Source organism: Streptomyces sp. BK022, assembly GCF_004217355.1.
GTDB lineage: Bacteria > Actinomycetota > Actinomycetes > Streptomycetales > Streptomycetaceae > Streptomyces > Streptomyces griseoluteus.
Genome location: NZ_SHKU01000004.1, coordinates 781,284 through 795,496 on the forward strand (window position 1 = coordinate 781,284; position 14,213 = coordinate 795,496).

At 71.3% G+C, this 14,213-nt stretch carries 10 protein-coding genes; 2 read left to right on the top strand and 8 right to left on the bottom strand.

Features of this window, described 5'->3' with window-relative positions; translation table 11 throughout:
• Positions 1–33 precede the first annotated feature (33 nt).
• The 4 genes from sbnB to EV284_RS20405 are packed head-to-tail and all read right to left on the bottom strand — an operon-like array spanning position 34 to position 7,964.
• Positions 34–1,101: a 2,3-diaminopropionate biosynthesis protein SbnB gene (sbnB, locus tag EV284_RS20390; protein ID WP_130336134.1), complete on the bottom strand. Its 1,068-nt coding sequence runs from the start codon at positions 1,099–1,101 to the stop codon at positions 34–36.
• Positions 1,098–2,102, bottom strand: a complete 1,005-nt coding sequence (locus tag EV284_RS20395) for a TauD/TfdA family dioxygenase (protein WP_130336136.1) — start codon at positions 2,100–2,102, stop codon at positions 1,098–1,100. The genes sbnB and EV284_RS20395 overlap by 4 nt, the downstream gene beginning before the upstream one ends.
• Before the next feature lie 46 nt (positions 2,103–2,148).
• Positions 2,149–5,376: an amino acid adenylation domain-containing protein gene (locus tag EV284_RS20400; RefSeq protein ID WP_130336138.1), complete on the bottom strand. Its 3,228-nt coding sequence runs from the start codon at positions 5,374–5,376 to the stop codon at positions 2,149–2,151.
• 11 nt (positions 5,377–5,387) lie between these two features.
• On the bottom strand, positions 5,388–7,964 hold the full coding sequence (locus tag EV284_RS20405) for a Pls/PosA family non-ribosomal peptide synthetase (RefSeq protein ID WP_130336140.1): 2,577 nt from the start codon (positions 7,962–7,964) through the stop codon (positions 5,388–5,390).
• A 325-nt stretch (positions 7,965–8,289) separates the two neighbouring features.
• Between EV284_RS20405 and EV284_RS20410 the strand changes: the two genes are divergently transcribed.
• Positions 8,290–9,249 carry a Dyp-type peroxidase gene (locus EV284_RS20410; RefSeq protein WP_130336142.1) on the top strand — a complete coding sequence of 320 codons (960 nt, stop codon included), beginning with the start codon at positions 8,290–8,292 and terminating at the stop codon, positions 9,247–9,249.
• Positions 9,250–9,336: 87 nt separating this feature from the next.
• Positions 9,337–9,729: a VOC family protein gene (locus EV284_RS20415; protein ID WP_130336144.1), complete on the top strand. Its 393-nt coding sequence runs from the start codon at positions 9,337–9,339 to the stop codon at positions 9,727–9,729.
• 63 nt (positions 9,730–9,792) lie between these two features.
• Here the strand turns inward: EV284_RS20415 and EV284_RS20420 are convergent, their stop codons facing one another.
• The 4 genes from EV284_RS20420 to EV284_RS20435 form a co-directional block, all read right to left on the bottom strand.
• The gene (locus EV284_RS20420; RefSeq protein WP_031183373.1) at positions 9,793–10,098 is read right to left on the bottom strand and encodes a DUF4235 domain-containing protein; all 306 of its coding nucleotides are present in this window, start codon (positions 10,096–10,098) and stop codon (positions 9,793–9,795) included.
• 28 nt (positions 10,099–10,126) lie between these two features.
• Entirely contained in the window at positions 10,127–11,143 is a 1,017-nt protein-coding gene (locus EV284_RS20425; protein ID WP_130336146.1) for a glutathione S-transferase C-terminal domain-containing protein, read from the bottom strand.
• A gap of 136 nt (positions 11,144–11,279) precedes the next feature.
• The gene (locus tag EV284_RS20430; protein WP_242625765.1) at positions 11,280–13,007 is read right to left on the bottom strand and encodes an ATP-binding cassette domain-containing protein; all 1,728 of its coding nucleotides are present in this window, start codon (positions 13,005–13,007) and stop codon (positions 11,280–11,282) included.
• 367 nt (positions 13,008–13,374) lie between these two features.
• Positions 13,375–14,091 carry a hypothetical protein gene (locus EV284_RS20435; protein ID WP_347402198.1) on the bottom strand — a complete coding sequence of 239 codons (717 nt, stop codon included), beginning with the start codon at positions 14,089–14,091 and terminating at the stop codon, positions 13,375–13,377.
• Positions 14,092–14,213 lie beyond the last annotated feature (122 nt).

Here is a 14,213-nt window from a genome sequence, read left to right on the forward strand (position 1 = left end):
TGGGCCTCCTGGTGCCGCGGAGGGGCAGGGCTCTCAGCCGTACCGGCGCAGGTCGTGGAAGAAGTTGTCGATGAGGCCGAGGTTCCCCGCGGCGGCCGTCTCGTCGTAGACGTACTTGCCGACGGCGAGGTCGAGGACGCCGAGCCCGAAGGGCGAGAACACGATCGGCCGGTCGGGCGGCGGCGCCGCCCGGCCGAGCATCACGTCGTTCAGCGTGCCGTTGAGGAAGTCCCGGTTCCCGGTGCGCTGTTCGACCAGGTGCGGGGAGGTGTCGGCCTTGAGGCAGTGCTCGACGTCGTCGACGAAGTTCGCCGACGCGAGGAGGACCTCGGGGGCCAGGTCGCGCAACGACACGTGCAGGACCACGGGGTTGTGGGAGAACAGCGAGGCGTCGGTGACGTGCGGCTGTCCGGCGACGGTGGCGAAGACCACCAGGTCGCTGGAGCGGATCAGGTCCGCCGCGCTGTCGTGGACCGTGACCTCCGCGCTCGTCCCGCTCTGCCGCAGGTAGTCGCAGAACCCGGCGGCGCTGTCGGCGGCCAGGTCGTGCACCCCGACCGACTCGAACTCCCAGCCGGTGCCGGCGAGGAAGGTGTGGATGTAGCGGGCGATCAGACCCGTGCCGAAGAACCCGACGCGGGTCGGACGCGGCCGGTTGCGGCTGAACCAGTCCGCGGCCAGCGCGGCGGACGCGGCCGTCCGGGTCGCGCTGATGATGGAGCTCTCCAGACAGGCGAACGGGTAACCCGTCGTGGGGTCGTTGAGGATCAGCACCGCCGAGGCGCGGGGGAGTCCCGACCGGACGTTGTCCGGGAAGCTGGAGATCCACTTCATGCCGTCGACGCCGACGGACCCGCCGACCGAGGCCGGCAGCGCGATGATCCGCGAGCTGGGCCGGTCGGGGAAGCGCAGGAAGTAGGACGGCGGGTTCACCGAGTCCCCGGCCCCGTGCAGCCGGTAGGTCGCCTCGACCAGGTCCGTGATCTCCCGCTCGCGCCCGGCGAGCGCCTTCTGCACCTGCTCGCCGGAGATCACCGCGAACGTCGGCGAGGCCGGGTCGGGGTGGGCAGGCCGCGTGGTGGTGGGCAACAGATCGGTCATCGCTCGCTCGCCTCCGGGTTCGTGGCACCGGCGTCCAGCCGGCGCGGGTCGGCCATGCCGACCAGCACCTGCCTGTCCCCGGTGTAGGGCTCCCTGCTGTGCGCGGTGCGCACGTTGTCGACGAGGAGCAGGTCGCCGGCCTGCCACGGCTCGCGCCGGGTGTGCTTCTCGTAGGTCGCGTTGAGCAGCTCGACGACGTCCTCGCCGATCGGACCGCCGTCCCCGAAGCGGGTGTTGAAGGGCAGGCCGTCCGCGCCGTAGACGTCCACCAGGTACTCGCGGACCTCGGGGGCGAGCGTCCACTCGTTGAGGAACGCGATCTGGTTGAACCAGCACGCCTCGCCCGTCACCGGGTGCCGGACCACGGCCGGGCGCCGCTGCGTGGTGCGCAGCGAACCGTCCGGCTGCCAGGCGAAGTCGATGCCGTTGGCCCGGCAGTAGCCCTCCACCCCGGCGCGGTCGGCGGTCCCGAACGACTCCTCCAGGGACGCCCCGATCTCGTCGTTGTAGGACCGGGTCAGCAGCCAGCCCTCCCGCTCGAAACGCGTCCGCACCTCGGGAGGCAGCTCCCGCAGCACCTCCGCCGCGTCCGCCACCGCCGTCGCCCCGCCGTCCTCGGGCGCGGTCAGGCAGGCGAACAGCATCAGACCGGGCGGCTCCTGGGTGTAGCTCAGCTCGTGGTGCATGCACATCGGCTGGTTGGCCGGCCAGGTCGTGGACACGTACAGCCCCGAGCCGAAGGTCTCGCGTGGCGCGAAGGACTCCCGCTCCGTCATCAGGCCGCCCGTCAACCGGGTGAACAGGGCACCGACCTGCTCCGGGTCCCGCAGCCCCAGGCCACGCACCAGCAGTGACCCGTGCTCGGCGACCTGGGCGCGCAGCACGTCGCGGTACTGCGCCGCCCAGCCCGGCACGTCCGGCGGGGTGTCGATACGGGCCACCGGCGGTCTGCCCGGCCGCAGCTCCACGTCGAGCGGGGCTGCCAGGGAAGAGGTCGACATGTCGGTTTTCCTTTCGGTCGCCCGCCATTGGGCTGAGGGGGGAAGGTCAGGAGGAGGAGGCCAGCGGCTCCACGGCGGTCAGTACGGCCTTGGCCGCCTCGGTGGGGCGCAGGCGCGGGAAGTAGTGCCCGCCGTCGGGAAGTTCGTGCAGGTCGACGTGGCCGGCCAGCAGCAGCCAGTCCCGGTGGGCCTCGGTGTACCCGGCCGTGTGCGGGTCGTCGGCCGCCACCACCACCGACACCGGCGCCGACAGCCGCACCGCCGGCGGATTCTCCAGGGCCTCCGAGAAGTACCGGTGCGCGGAGAGACAGTCGTGGCGGTAGGCGGCGCCGACGCGCTCCGCGTGCCGGGCGGTCAGCTCCGCCAGCTCGACATAACCACCTTCCTCGGCGAGCCGCGCGGCGATCTCGGCGTCACCGCGGACCGCCAGCGCCGCCACGGCGGCGTGCCGTTCGGCGGCCGTGCCCAGCAGTTGCGCGCCCAGGAACAGCCGCGCCACCTCCACCCCGAGCTCCTGGAGCCGCCGGGCGGTCTCCACGGCCGCCGCGGCGCCGGACGAGTGACCCCACAGCATGACCCGGGTCAGTCCGCGGGCGGTGATCTCCGCCGCGACCCGCTCCGCCACCTCGGCGACCGAAGCGAACGGCTCCTGCCGCCCGGCCAGGTCGTGCCCGGGCAGCTCCACCGCGAACACCGGCATCCCACCGCCCGCCAGCGCGCTCGCCATCGGCTGGAAGTTGACCGCGTTGCCGCCCGCGTACGGGAAGCACACCAGCGCGCACTCCGGCGTTCCGTCGCCCTCCGCCAGGGGCTGGAGCAGCTCCCCGTCCGGCCCGGCCGCGCCGTCCAGCAGGGCGGCCAGATCGGCGAGGACCGGCTGGCGGGTGATGTCCTTCAGGGACACCGCGCGGTCCAGCGCGATCGTCAGCTTCACCGCCGTCAGGGAGGTGCCGCCGGAGTCGAAGAAGTGGTCCGTACGGCCGATCCGGTCCTCGGGGATGCCCAGCAGTCCGGCCCAGGCGGCCGCGAGCCTGCGTTCGGCCGGGGTGCGCGGCGCACGGTCCCCGGCGTCGTCGCGCGTAGCCGGTGTGCTCTGCTCGGCCAGCCGGGTGAGCGCCTTGCGGTCGATCTTGCCGTTGGCGGTCAGCGGGAGCGCCGACTGCCAGTGGAAGGCGGCGGGGACCATGTAGGCGGGCAGCCCCGCGCCCAGCGCGTCCCGCAGCTCGTCCGCGGACCGTTCGCGCCCCGCGTAGAACGCGGCCAACTGCTGGCCCTGTCCGGCCCGTTCGGCCACGACCACCGCACCGTCCCGCACCCCGGACACCCGCAGCAGCGCGTTCTCGATCTCGCCGATCTCGATGCGGAAGCCCCGGATCTTGACCTGGTTGTCCCGGCGCCCCAGGAACTCCAGCTTGCCGCCGGGGTGCCAGCGCCCCCAGTCACCGCCCAGGTAGAGCCGCTCACCCGGCCGGTAGGGGTCCTCCAGGTACGCCTCACGGGTGCGCTCGGGGTCGTTGACATAGCCCCGGCCCACGCAGACGCCGGAGAAGGCGATCAGGCCCGGTGCGCCCAGCGGCACCAGCTCCAGACGCTCGTCCACGACCAGGACGCGGACGTTGTTCACCGCACGCCCCAGCAGGACGCGGTCGCAGGGCCCGTCGATGATCTCGTGGTTGGTGTCGTCCGACGTCTCGGTCAGGCCATAGGCGTTGACCAGCTCGATGCCCGGCTGTACGGCGAACCAGCGCTGCACCAGCTCCGGTTTGAGCGCCTCGCCGGTCACGGACACGAAGCGCAGGTCCGGGAAGTCGCGCGGGTGCTGCTCCAGGTAGGAGACCAGGACCTCCAGATAGGAGGGCACGAGCTGGGTGACCCGGACCCGGTTGCCGACGAGCGTGTCGGCGAACCGCTCCACGTCCAGGAGCACGTCCTGCTCCACCAGCAGGGTCCGGCCGCCCACCAGCAGCGCGGAGACGAGCTGCCACAGCGAGATGTCGAAGCACTGCGGCGCCGTCTGCGCCACCACCCCGTCCTCGCCGACACCCAGGTCGTCGATCTTGGCGAAGAGATGGTTGAGCATCCCCGCGTGCTCGCACATCGCGCCCTTCGGCTCGCCCGTGGAGCCGGAGGTGAAGTAGATGTAGGCCAGCTGACCCGGCTCCACCGGCACGCCGAGGTCGTCCTCGGCGTGCTCCTCCGCGTACGCGTCACCGACGAGCAGCCGCTCGGCGCCGGGCACCTCGGCCAGCGCCTCGTCGAGCGTGCCCGTGCTGCCCGACTCGGTCAGCACCAGCCGGCACCCGGCCCGCGAGAGGGTCGCCGCGATGCGGCCGGGCGGGAAGTGCGGCTCGATCGGCAGATAGGCGCCGCCCGCCTTGAACACGGCCAGCGTGGCGGCCAGCCAGTCGAGGTTCCGCTCGGTGACCACGGCCACCACGTCCTCCCGGCCCAGCCCGCGCGCCACCAGCGCCCGCGCCAGCCGGTTGGCCCGGCGGTTCAGCTCGCCGTACGTCCACCGCCGGTCGCCGTGCACCGCCGCGACGGTGTCCGGGTGCCGCCGTACGCGCCGCTCGAACAGTTCGTGGGCGCGCGCGTCCGGCAGCTCCCGCTCGGGACCGGCCAGCTCCGCCAACTGCTCGTGCCGCTCCTCTGCCGACAGCAGGCTCTGGTGCGTGTGCTCGGCGTCCGGGTCGGCCGCCATCAGCGCCAGCGCCCGCAGGTGGTACCCGGCGACACGGCCCGCGCTCCGGGCGTCCAGGACGTCCGTGCGGTACCGGAGGACCAGGCGCCCCTCGGCCTCGGACCAGTGCACGTGCAGGACACGGGCGCCGGAGAGGGGGATGTCCTCGGGGCCGCACGTCACCTCGAACGCCTCGTCCGTCAGGCCCAGTTCGCGGCGCAGGGCCGAGAGGTCGACGGGCCGGTGCGCCCGCACCCGCGACTCCGCGCGGTGGGTGGCTCCGGCGAGCGCGCGCCAGGTGCCGGGGGAGACGGTGATGCGGCACGGCAGAGGCTCGGCGTCGACGGCGTACCCCGTCACCACGTCCTGCTCGCCGGTGAGGGCGGCAAGCACCTTGGCGTGGGCCGCCAGCAGCAGCGCGCCCACCGGCACGTCCAGCCGTCGGGCCAGGTCGTCCAAGGACTCGGGCAACGGCACCCCGCACTCGGCCGTACCGGAGACAGGCACCTGCGCCCAGCGCGGTACCGCGGTGAATCCGCCGGCGGTCAGCACGCCGCTCCAGAACTCCCGGTCCGCCTGCTCACGCGTTCCCATCGGATGCTCCCTCACTTCACGGACGCCGCGGCGGCGCTGTCGACGGACGGTGGGGTCCTGCGGCCGGTACCGGCGGGCAGCACCGCCGCCTCCGGCATCTCCACGGCGGGGTTGCCGCCCCAGCGCGCGTGCGCGGGGACCTCCTCGCCCTTCATGAGGAAGGAGTCGGGCGCCAGCCGCGCGCCGTCGCCCATGGTCACGCCGTAGTGCACATGCGAGCCGACGCCGAGGGTGCAGCCCGCGCCGAGCGTGCTGATGTCGGACTTGAACGTGCCGTCCTCCTGCGAGTGGCACTGGACCTTGCTGCCGGCGTTCAGAGTGCAGTCGTCGCCGATCACGGCGAGCGTGCGATCCGTCATGTAGCAGCCGTCGTCGAACACCCTGCGGCCGACGCGGACACCCGTCAGGCGCCAGACGAGGGCCTTGAAGGGGGTGCCGTTGTAGATGTTCAGATGCCGGTCCGGCACCTTCCACAGGCGCTCCTGGGCCCAGAAGGCCGGATCGTAGATGGAGCACAGCATGGGGCGGAGCCGGCGGAAGCGGGTGAGGCAGCGCTCCAGCAGCACGTAGTAGAGCGTGGTGAGGACCAGCGTCAGCGCCATGTAGGTGGCGATGACCACGTGCCCGAGCACGCCGTACAGCTCCACCGTGGCCAGGCCCAGCAGGGTGAGCCCGAGGACGTGCAGCCAGCGCACGAACAGCATGAAGGCCATCGAGCGCAGGTTGTAACGGTTCTTCCCGGCGAGGCTCTGTCGCAGCGCGTCACCGGACCTGAACTTGTCGAACCGGCTGTCACGCTCCACCGACCTCGGGATCTCGAAGCACGGCGATCCGAGGAGCCCGACACCCTGGCGGACCTCCCCGTCGAGCGGCACCATCACCTTCGTCGCCAGCAGGCAGTTCTCCCCGGTCCGGCCGCCGATGGGGTAGGCGATGTTGTTGCCGAGGAAGTTGTGCGCCCCGATCGTCGCGCGCGACACCCGGAACGACGTGGCCGAGTAGTCCGCGTTGATGACGGAGAGCCCGTCGGCCACCATCGTGCCGCTGCCCACCGTGACCAGCAGCGGGTTCTCGTGCTGCATCTCGGTGCCGAAGTTCGACCCGGTCTGCTCCACGTGCGAGAGGTCGTATCCGATGCCGCGCAGATAGTGCACGATGTACGAGCTGTCGCCGAAGAGCCAGGCGAAGAACTTGATGTTCGTCATCCGCGCGGTCGCCCGGTGCACCGCGTACCGGAAGCCGTAGAGCGGGAACACCCGGTCCGGCGGCACCACCAGGTGCAGCAGGCGCGGCAGGGTGCACAGCAGGGCGAGGCCCAGGACGACGAAGCCGGCGAACAGCACCAGGGAGAGCACGAACGCGTCGGTCACCAACTCGCCCAGCGGGAGCGCCGTCTCGGGGTCGAGCCGGCGGCGGACCGCCGGCACCGCGTTGAACAGGATGTATATCCCGCCCACCCCGAGCGGGATGTACACAAGGAACAACTGGAGCAGCGAGGCCAGCGCGAACCAGGCCCGGCGGCCGGTGCCGCAGCGGGCGGGCGCGACCCGCAGGTAGTCGATGTCGGTGGTCTGCGCGGGTGAGCCGTGCTGGTGTTCGCCGGCCGGGACGGACTGGCCGCGGTGCAGCGACGAGGAGTGCCCGAGCTGGGCGCCGTCGCCCATGGCGGTGTCGATGTCCAGGACGGTCTTCTCCCCGATGTACACGTCCCGGCCGATGCTGATCCGGCCGGTCTGGATGTACCCGGCGTGCGCGCGGTAGCCGAGGAAGAAGGAGTCCTTGCGGATAACCGTGCCGGAGCCGATCGTCAGCAGGTCCGTGCAGACCGGTACCGAGTGGGAGAGGATCGTGACGCCCTTGCCGATCCGGGCGCCCAGGGCCCGCAGGTAGAAGACGTACAGCGGGTTCCCGATGAACAGGATCATCGGATTGGCGTGCAGCAGTGCCTTGACGACCCAGAAGCGCAGGTAGGCGAGGCCCCAGACCGGGAACTCACCCGGTTTCCAGCGCCCGACGAGCACCCACTTGGCGACGACCGGGAACGCGCACAGGGCCACGAAGCCGACTCCGCCGAAGACCAGGGACCGCAGGTACACGTCCCACACGCCCGAACTGGTGGCCACCCATTCGTAACCGCCGGCGGTGGCGAATCCGGCGACCAGTGAGTATCCGAGGAAGATCAGCAGTTGGGCCGTGCCGCAGAGGGTGTGGGAAAGCCCGCTCGCCCGACGCGCCGGCTCCGGGGGCATCACCGGAGCGGCGGGAGCGGGGGCCGCCGAGGTCGCTGTGAGACCCGCCGCCAGGGCGTGGATCGTGGGGTACCGGTAGATGTCCTTCATGGATGGGGAGGGCAGATCCTCCCGCTTCCGGGCCCGCGCGCAGAATTGCGCCATGACCAGGGAATTGGCACCGAGAATCTCGAAGAAGTGCGCATCGGCCGGAACGTTCTCCATACCCATGACGTCGGCCAGCACATCCGCCAGCCGCGCTTCGGTCTGGCTCACCGCCGGGCCACCGTCAACGGGCCGCCCCACGAGGATTTCGTCGTCCGTTCCTTCTATATGGACGTCCGAGGACTGTTCCACCATGTGATCTCCTGCGAGAACGTCTGGATCGCTTGCTCGGCCACGTGCTCTTCTCTGATCACGAACTGCTGACTCAGTGTCGGCCCGGCGCGGTAAGGCTGCCACTTCGAATCGATCAACCCGTGGGCCGGAAAGGCCCCGCCAGGCCCGTGATTTCTGGGCAGCCGCAGGTGCGCGGGCCATATGGGATCACCTGTTTGGCGGACCTTTCCGGTACCGCCGCCGGTGGCGGGCCGCCCCTCGGTGTCGGATGCTGGACGGGCCGGATTCCGCCTGTATCGCACCGCCCTGCCCGCAGCACCCCGCGGGCCGCCCACCGGGAGAGGCCATGGATCACAGCGCCGTCGCCAAGCACGACCTGAAGACCGAGCCGCAGTACATCGACGCGCCGATGACCGCCGCGGCCGCCTTCCTGGTGCTGACCATCAACAGCGGCGACGAGGCCATGGACAAGGCGCGGTCGGTCGTGGCGAGCATCGAGGACCTGATCAAGGACATCAAGATCCAGGTGAACACCGGGATCTTCACCTGCAATCTCGGAATCTCGCACCACGCCTGGGAACCGCTGACCCGCAAACCGCTGCCGAAGGAACTCAAGCCCTTCCAGGAGATCCGGGGCGCCCAGCACACGGCGGTGGCCACCGAAGGCGATCTGCTTTACCACATCCGCGCCGATTCGGTTGATCTCGTCGTGGAATTCGAGAAGATCCTCCTGGAGGCTTTCGGTGATTCCGTGACGGCCGTGGACGATGTCACCGGATTCCGTTACTACAACGGCCGCGACCTCCTGGAATTCGTGGACGGCACCGCCAATCCGATCGGCCTGTCCCTGCCGGCGGCCACCCTGGTCGGCGAGGAGGACCCGGCATACACGGGCGGCAGCTACGTCGTCATCCAGAAGTACCTGCACGACCTCAAGGACTGGCGCGCCCAGACCACCGAGACGCAGGAACAGATCATCGGCCGTACGAAGTTCGACAACATCGAACTCCCCGACGCGACCGAGGGGCAGAAGTCGCACAAGACCCTGTGCACCATCCAGGACGCCGAGGGCGAGCACGACATCCTCCGCGACAACATGCCGTTCGCCACCCCCGGCAAGGGCGAGTACGGCACCTACTTCATCGGCTACTCCCGGCACCTGTGGGTCACCGAGAAGATGCTGGAGCGCATGTTCATCGGGGACCCGCCGCCCCTGCACGACCGCATCCTCGACTACTCACGGGCGGTCACCGGCGTCACCTTCTTCTGCCCGCCCCGGAAGTTCCTCGTCGACCTCGCGGACTGAGCCGTCCGCAACCGAGCCGCCCGGGAACGCCGACTGAATCGGGCCGGCCGGGACAGTCGCAGGGGGAGGCGACTTTTGGGAGGAAGCATGACGCTGGTCAAAGCGGGCGTGGTGGTGCTCGACTGTGCCGAGCCGGAGAAACTGGCCGCGTTCTACGAGGAGTTCCTGGACGGCGAACAGACCGTCGCCTCCGCCAACCTGGTGCAGATCCGGGGTGCGGACGGCTTCCGCATCGCCTTCCGCCGCGATGTGAACGCCACGCCCCCGAGCTGGCCCCGCCCGGAGAACTCGCTCCAGGCACACCTCGAGTTCATGGTGGACGACCTGGACGCGGCCGAGCGGCGCATCGTCTCGCTGGGCGGCCGCCCCCTGGAGACACGGGACGCGGTGGGTCCGCACGAGGAGCGCAGCTACTCCGACCCGTCGGGACACTCCTTCACGGTGCGGCTCGCCCCGCCGACCGCACCCAAGCAGGGCTGAGCACGGACGAGGACCGGGGGCGGCGGGCATCGCATCGGCCCGCCACCCCCGGTCCTCGTGTGCTCAGTCCCGGCCGCCCTTCTCGGCCACCGGCCACACACCCGTCGACCGCTCGATGGCCTTGGCCCCCGTACGGTCCACGGCGCTGCGCACCACCGCGAAGATCGCGCCCTGCACGGCCGCCGCGAGCAGCACCTCGCCCCAGCCGCGGTCGCGGTCCAGCGCGTCGGGCGCGTCCTCCTCGTGCCGTATGGCCATCCACGCCTTACGGAAGGCCAGTCCGGCCAGGGCGCCGCCGGCCCAGCTCATCACGAAGCCGACCGGCTTGTAGGTGAGCGAGAGTTTCTTCTTCGTCTTGTTCTTCGCCATGTCACGCTTCTTCCTCGTCACGCCCGCCTCATGCAGGCAGACCTCGGGGCCCCACCCGCTCGTGCGGCGCCACGGGTCCCGGCGCGGTGCCGGCACCGAACGGCCGGCCGCCCAACTCCTCGCGGTGGTGCGGGCTCAGCCAGCCGGCGAGGTCCGGGCCGAGCGGCACGATCCCGGTCGGATTGATGCCGGAGTGGACCTGGTAGTAGTGCCGTTTGATGTGGTCGAAGTCGACCGTGTCCCCGAACCCCGGCGTCTGGAACAGGTCCCGCGCGTACGCCCACAGCACCGGGTTCTCCGTCAGCTTCCACAGATTGCACTTGAAGTGCCCGTGGTACACCGGGTCGAAGCGGACCAGCGTGGTGAACAGCCGGATGTCCGCCTCGGTGATCGTGTCCCCGACGAGATAGCGCTGCCCCGCCAGCCGCTCCGCCAGCGCCTCCAGCCGCCGGAACACCCCGGCGCACGCCTCCTCGTACTCCTTCTGCTCCGAGGCGAACCCGGCCCGGTAGACCCCGTTGTTGACGTCTTCGTAGACCTCCGCCATCACCTCGTCGATCTCGTCCCGCAGGTGCTCCGGGTACAGGTCCGGTGCGCCCTCGCGCTGGAGGGCCGTCCACTCGGTGGCCAGGTCGAGGGTGAGCTGCTGGTAGTCGTTGGTGACCAGCTCGCCGCTCGGCACGTCGACGATCGCGGGCACACTCACCCCGCCGGGCGCGCCGGGTTCCCGCTTCTCGTACGCCTCGGCCAGGTACCGGATGCCGAGCACCGGGTCCCGGCCGCCGGGGTCCAGGGTGAACCGCCAGCTCCGGTCGTCCTGAAGGGGATCGGCGACCGCCATGGGCAGCGCCCGCTCCAGCCCGAGCAGCCGGCGCGAGATCACCGCCCGGCTCGCCCACGGGCAGGCCCGCGAGACCACCAGCCGGTACCGCCCTGACTCGACCGGCCGACCGTCCCGGCCGTCGGCGGTGATCCGGTCCGTGAAACGGCTCTTGGACCGCTTGAACTTCTCGTGGCCCAAGGCGCTGTTGCCGTCGCCACCCATGTCGCCTCCTCACCGCACGGTCCGCACCGCGCGCTCCTGCCTGTGCCGGGCCCGCCCGTTCGGCGCGGCGGGCCCGTTCCCTTCCGTTCCGCCTGACGCGTTCCCCCATTCCGGCCGGGGACCCGCGCCGAGGCGCTCAGCGGTCCTGCGACAGCCGCAGCAGGTCGGCGAAGGTGCCGCCCGCGTGCACGAGATCGTCGTACGTGCCCTGCTCGGTGATCCGGCCGTGGTCCATGACGACGATCCGGTCCGCGATCCGGGTGTTCTCCAGACGGTGGGTGATGACGATGGTGATCCGGTCGGCGGAGATCGCCTTGATGTGCTCGAAGATGGCGTGCTCGCCGTGCGGGTCCATCTGGGACGTGGGCTCGTCCAGGATCAGCAGCGGCGGACGGCGGTACAACGCGCGGGAACAGGCGAGCCGCTGCCACTGGCCCCCGGACAGCTCGGTGCCGCCGAAGATCTCGCGGGCGAGCAGCGTGTCCAGCCCGGCGGGCAGTTCCTCCACCGCATCGCGCATCCCGACGGCCTCCACCGCGTCCCACACCGGGCCGTCGTCATGGCTGCGGGGCTGGCCGAGGGTGATGTTCTCCCGGACCCGCAGAGGCCACTGCGCGAAGATCTGCGGCACCAGACCCGTGTTGTCCCAGACGCTCGCCGGATCGGCGCCCGCGAGATCTGTGCCGTTCCACCTCACCCGGCCCTTGTCCGCCAGGTAGATGCCGGTGATCAGCCGGGTCAGGGTGCTCTTGCCGGAGCCGTTCACCCCCACGACCGCCAGGATCTCGCCGCGCCGCAGCGTCAGGGAGACCCCTTCCACGGCGGGGCGGTCCTTGCCCGGATACCGGTAACCGACCTCCTCCAGCCGGATCTCCTCCACCGGCGCCTCGACGGCCGCGCCCCCGCGCCTGGGCGCACGCTCGGCGGCGTGGTCGAAGAACGCCTGCATGTCGCCGAGGTAGAGGCTGGTGTGGAAGACGGCCGCGCCCTCCACGACCAGTTGGGAGAGCGCGGACAGCGTGGTCTGCACCGCGACCACGGCGGTGGCGGCGACGGCCGGCGCCACCCGGCCGGTGACGGCGAGCCACGCGAGCATCCCCCAGGTGGCGGTGAGGAACACGCCCCCGGCGAAGGAGGAGGACAGGGCGATCCGCAGCGTCCTCGGGGCGGCGGCGAGGGTGCGCCGGTCGACCCGCTCGGACAGGGCCCGGTACCAGTAGAGGAGGTAGTCGGTCATGCCGTTGGCGCGGACCTCGTCGCCGTACTTCGGGGTCGTCGCCCACCAGCGGGTCATGCCACGGACGTTGCGGTCCGCGATGTTGGCGTAGTGGATGTCGTAGTCCACCCGTGCGGTGAGGACCGCGCCGACGGCGGCCGGGGCGACGGCGAGCAGGAGCAGCGGCAGCACCAGCGGGTTCAGCACGGTGACGACCGCGCCCGCCGTGACCATCCTGATCAGGGCCGACGTGAACCGCTGGGCGTCCATCACCATGACCTGCGTACGGGTCACGCCCATCTCGGCGGCTTCCTGCCGGTCCGAGAAGCCGTCCACCGCGCAGGCGGCCGCCTCCACCCGGCAGACGGCCTCGACCAGAGCGGTGTCCGTGGCGGTCGTCAGCCGGGGCGTGATCCGGCGCTCGGCATAGCGCGCGACGGCCAGCGCGGTCCGGGCCGTGGCGCTCGCGCAGGCGACGACGACCAGCGCGGGGAGGGCCGCACGCAACCGGTCCGCCATCGCGCCCGCCCCGAGCAGCGGGGTCATGGCCCGGGCCGTGGCGGTGAGCAGGACGGCGGCCGACACCCCGGTCGCCACCTGGCAGGCGAGCAGCAGCAGGACGGCACGGCGGTCGATCGCCCACGCCATGGCGGTGATCCGGCCCAGCACACGGGGGAGTTGGGCACACAGGCCGCGGAAGCTCGCGTCGCCCAGCGGGTTGACGGAGTAGTGCCCGGAGTAGTTGATCTCAGCCGGTGCGGGTGGTGGGACGGTACGGGTGGAGGTGCTCAACTGCGCGTCTCCTCAGGTTGCGGAAGCCGGTGAAGGTGCGGCACCGGGGTCAACGAGAGGGAGCGTCATATCGAACACACGTGTTTCGGCCGCAGCGGAGTCCGCATCGACCGCCGTCGTTCCGGGAGCCCTGGAAACGCGTCGTGGAACTCACCGCGCCGGGGCTCCGCCCGGCCATGGCCGAATCGCCACGGCCGATACGGGTGTGACGGATGGGGTTCGCTCAGGCCTTGAGGCGGTCGCGGTCGCCCATCACCACCATCGGGTGGCCGGCGGGGTCGAGGGTGCCCAGGAGGGTCTTGATGCCGGCCTCCGGGACGGTCACACAGGCCGACGTGCCGTCACCGTGGTCCAGGTGCAGCCAGATGCCGCCGCCCTTCTCCACACCCTCGGGCCGGCTCCAGTCGTAGGGCGGGGTGCCCTTGAGCCGGTTGTAGTTGATGGCGATGACGTAGTCGAAGTCGTGCGCGTGCGCCTCGTCGTCCGGGTCGGCCACCGACGCCGCGTAGGCGTGGTCGTCGTACCAGTACGGCAGTTTCGTGCCGGGGCTGCGCAGCGTGCCTCCGGCGTCGGTGAGGGAGAAGACGCCCACGGGGCTGCGTTCGTCGTCGAGCCGGTGGTCCGTCGTCCAGCCCCGGCGGCCGTTGTGCGAGGGCCAGCTCGCGGACTGCTTCCACTGCGCGCCCTGCTTCTCGTACAGCACGGCCGTGCCCTCGGCCGAGTCCCGGTCGTCGCCGTAGACCACCACCAGTTGCCGGGTGTCGTCCGGGATCTGCCGGCCCATCCGCTCCCCGACACCGGGGACGCCGCCGGCGGTCGCCGGGCGGGAGGAGCCGGACACGGCCGGGTTGCCGTTGCCCGCCGCGCCGCCGGAGCGGGCCTTCGTGCCCGGGTCTCCGCAGGCCGTGGTCACCGCCAGCAGCACACCGCAGAGGGCCACCGCGGATATGGCATGCCGGGCACCACCGTGCCGCGGGTAACGGGGACAGGACGGGGTGTCAGTGGAGTTCCGCATGATCAGCATCCTGGGGCGGGACCGCCGGGGCGCGCATCCCGGACCGG

What these genes read in the sequence shown, in the direction of transcription:
- EV284_RS20425 (WP_130336146.1), bottom strand. Translation starts at nt 11,143, where the DNA reads ATGGGTGGCGACGGCAACAGCGCCTTGGGCCACGAGAAGTTCAAGCGG.
- EV284_RS20415 (WP_130336144.1), top strand. Translation starts at nt 9,337, where the DNA reads ATGACGCTGGTCAAAGCGGGCGTGGTGGTGCTCGACTGTGCCGAGCCG.
- EV284_RS20410 (WP_130336142.1), top strand. Translation starts at nt 8,290, where the DNA reads ATGGATCACAGCGCCGTCGCCAAGCACGACCTGAAGACCGAGCCGCAG.
- EV284_RS20430 (WP_242625765.1), bottom strand. Translation starts at nt 13,007, where the DNA reads ATGGCGTGGGCGATCGACCGCCGTGCCGTCCTGCTGCTGCTCGCCTGC.
- EV284_RS20420 (WP_031183373.1), bottom strand. Translation starts at nt 10,098, where the DNA reads ATGGCGAAGAACAAGACGAAGAAGAAACTCTCGCTCACCTACAAGCCG.
- EV284_RS20405 (WP_130336140.1), bottom strand. Translation starts at nt 7,964, where the DNA reads ATGGTGGAACAGTCCTCGGACGTCCATATAGAAGGAACGGACGACGAA.
- EV284_RS20400 (WP_130336138.1), bottom strand. Translation starts at nt 5,376, where the DNA reads ATGGGAACGCGTGAGCAGGCGGACCGGGAGTTCTGGAGCGGCGTGCTG.
- sbnB (WP_130336134.1), bottom strand. Translation starts at nt 1,101, where the DNA reads ATGACCGATCTGTTGCCCACCACCACGCGGCCTGCCCACCCCGACCCG.
- EV284_RS20395 (WP_130336136.1), bottom strand. Translation starts at nt 2,102, where the DNA reads ATGTCGACCTCTTCCCTGGCAGCCCCGCTCGACGTGGAGCTGCGGCCG.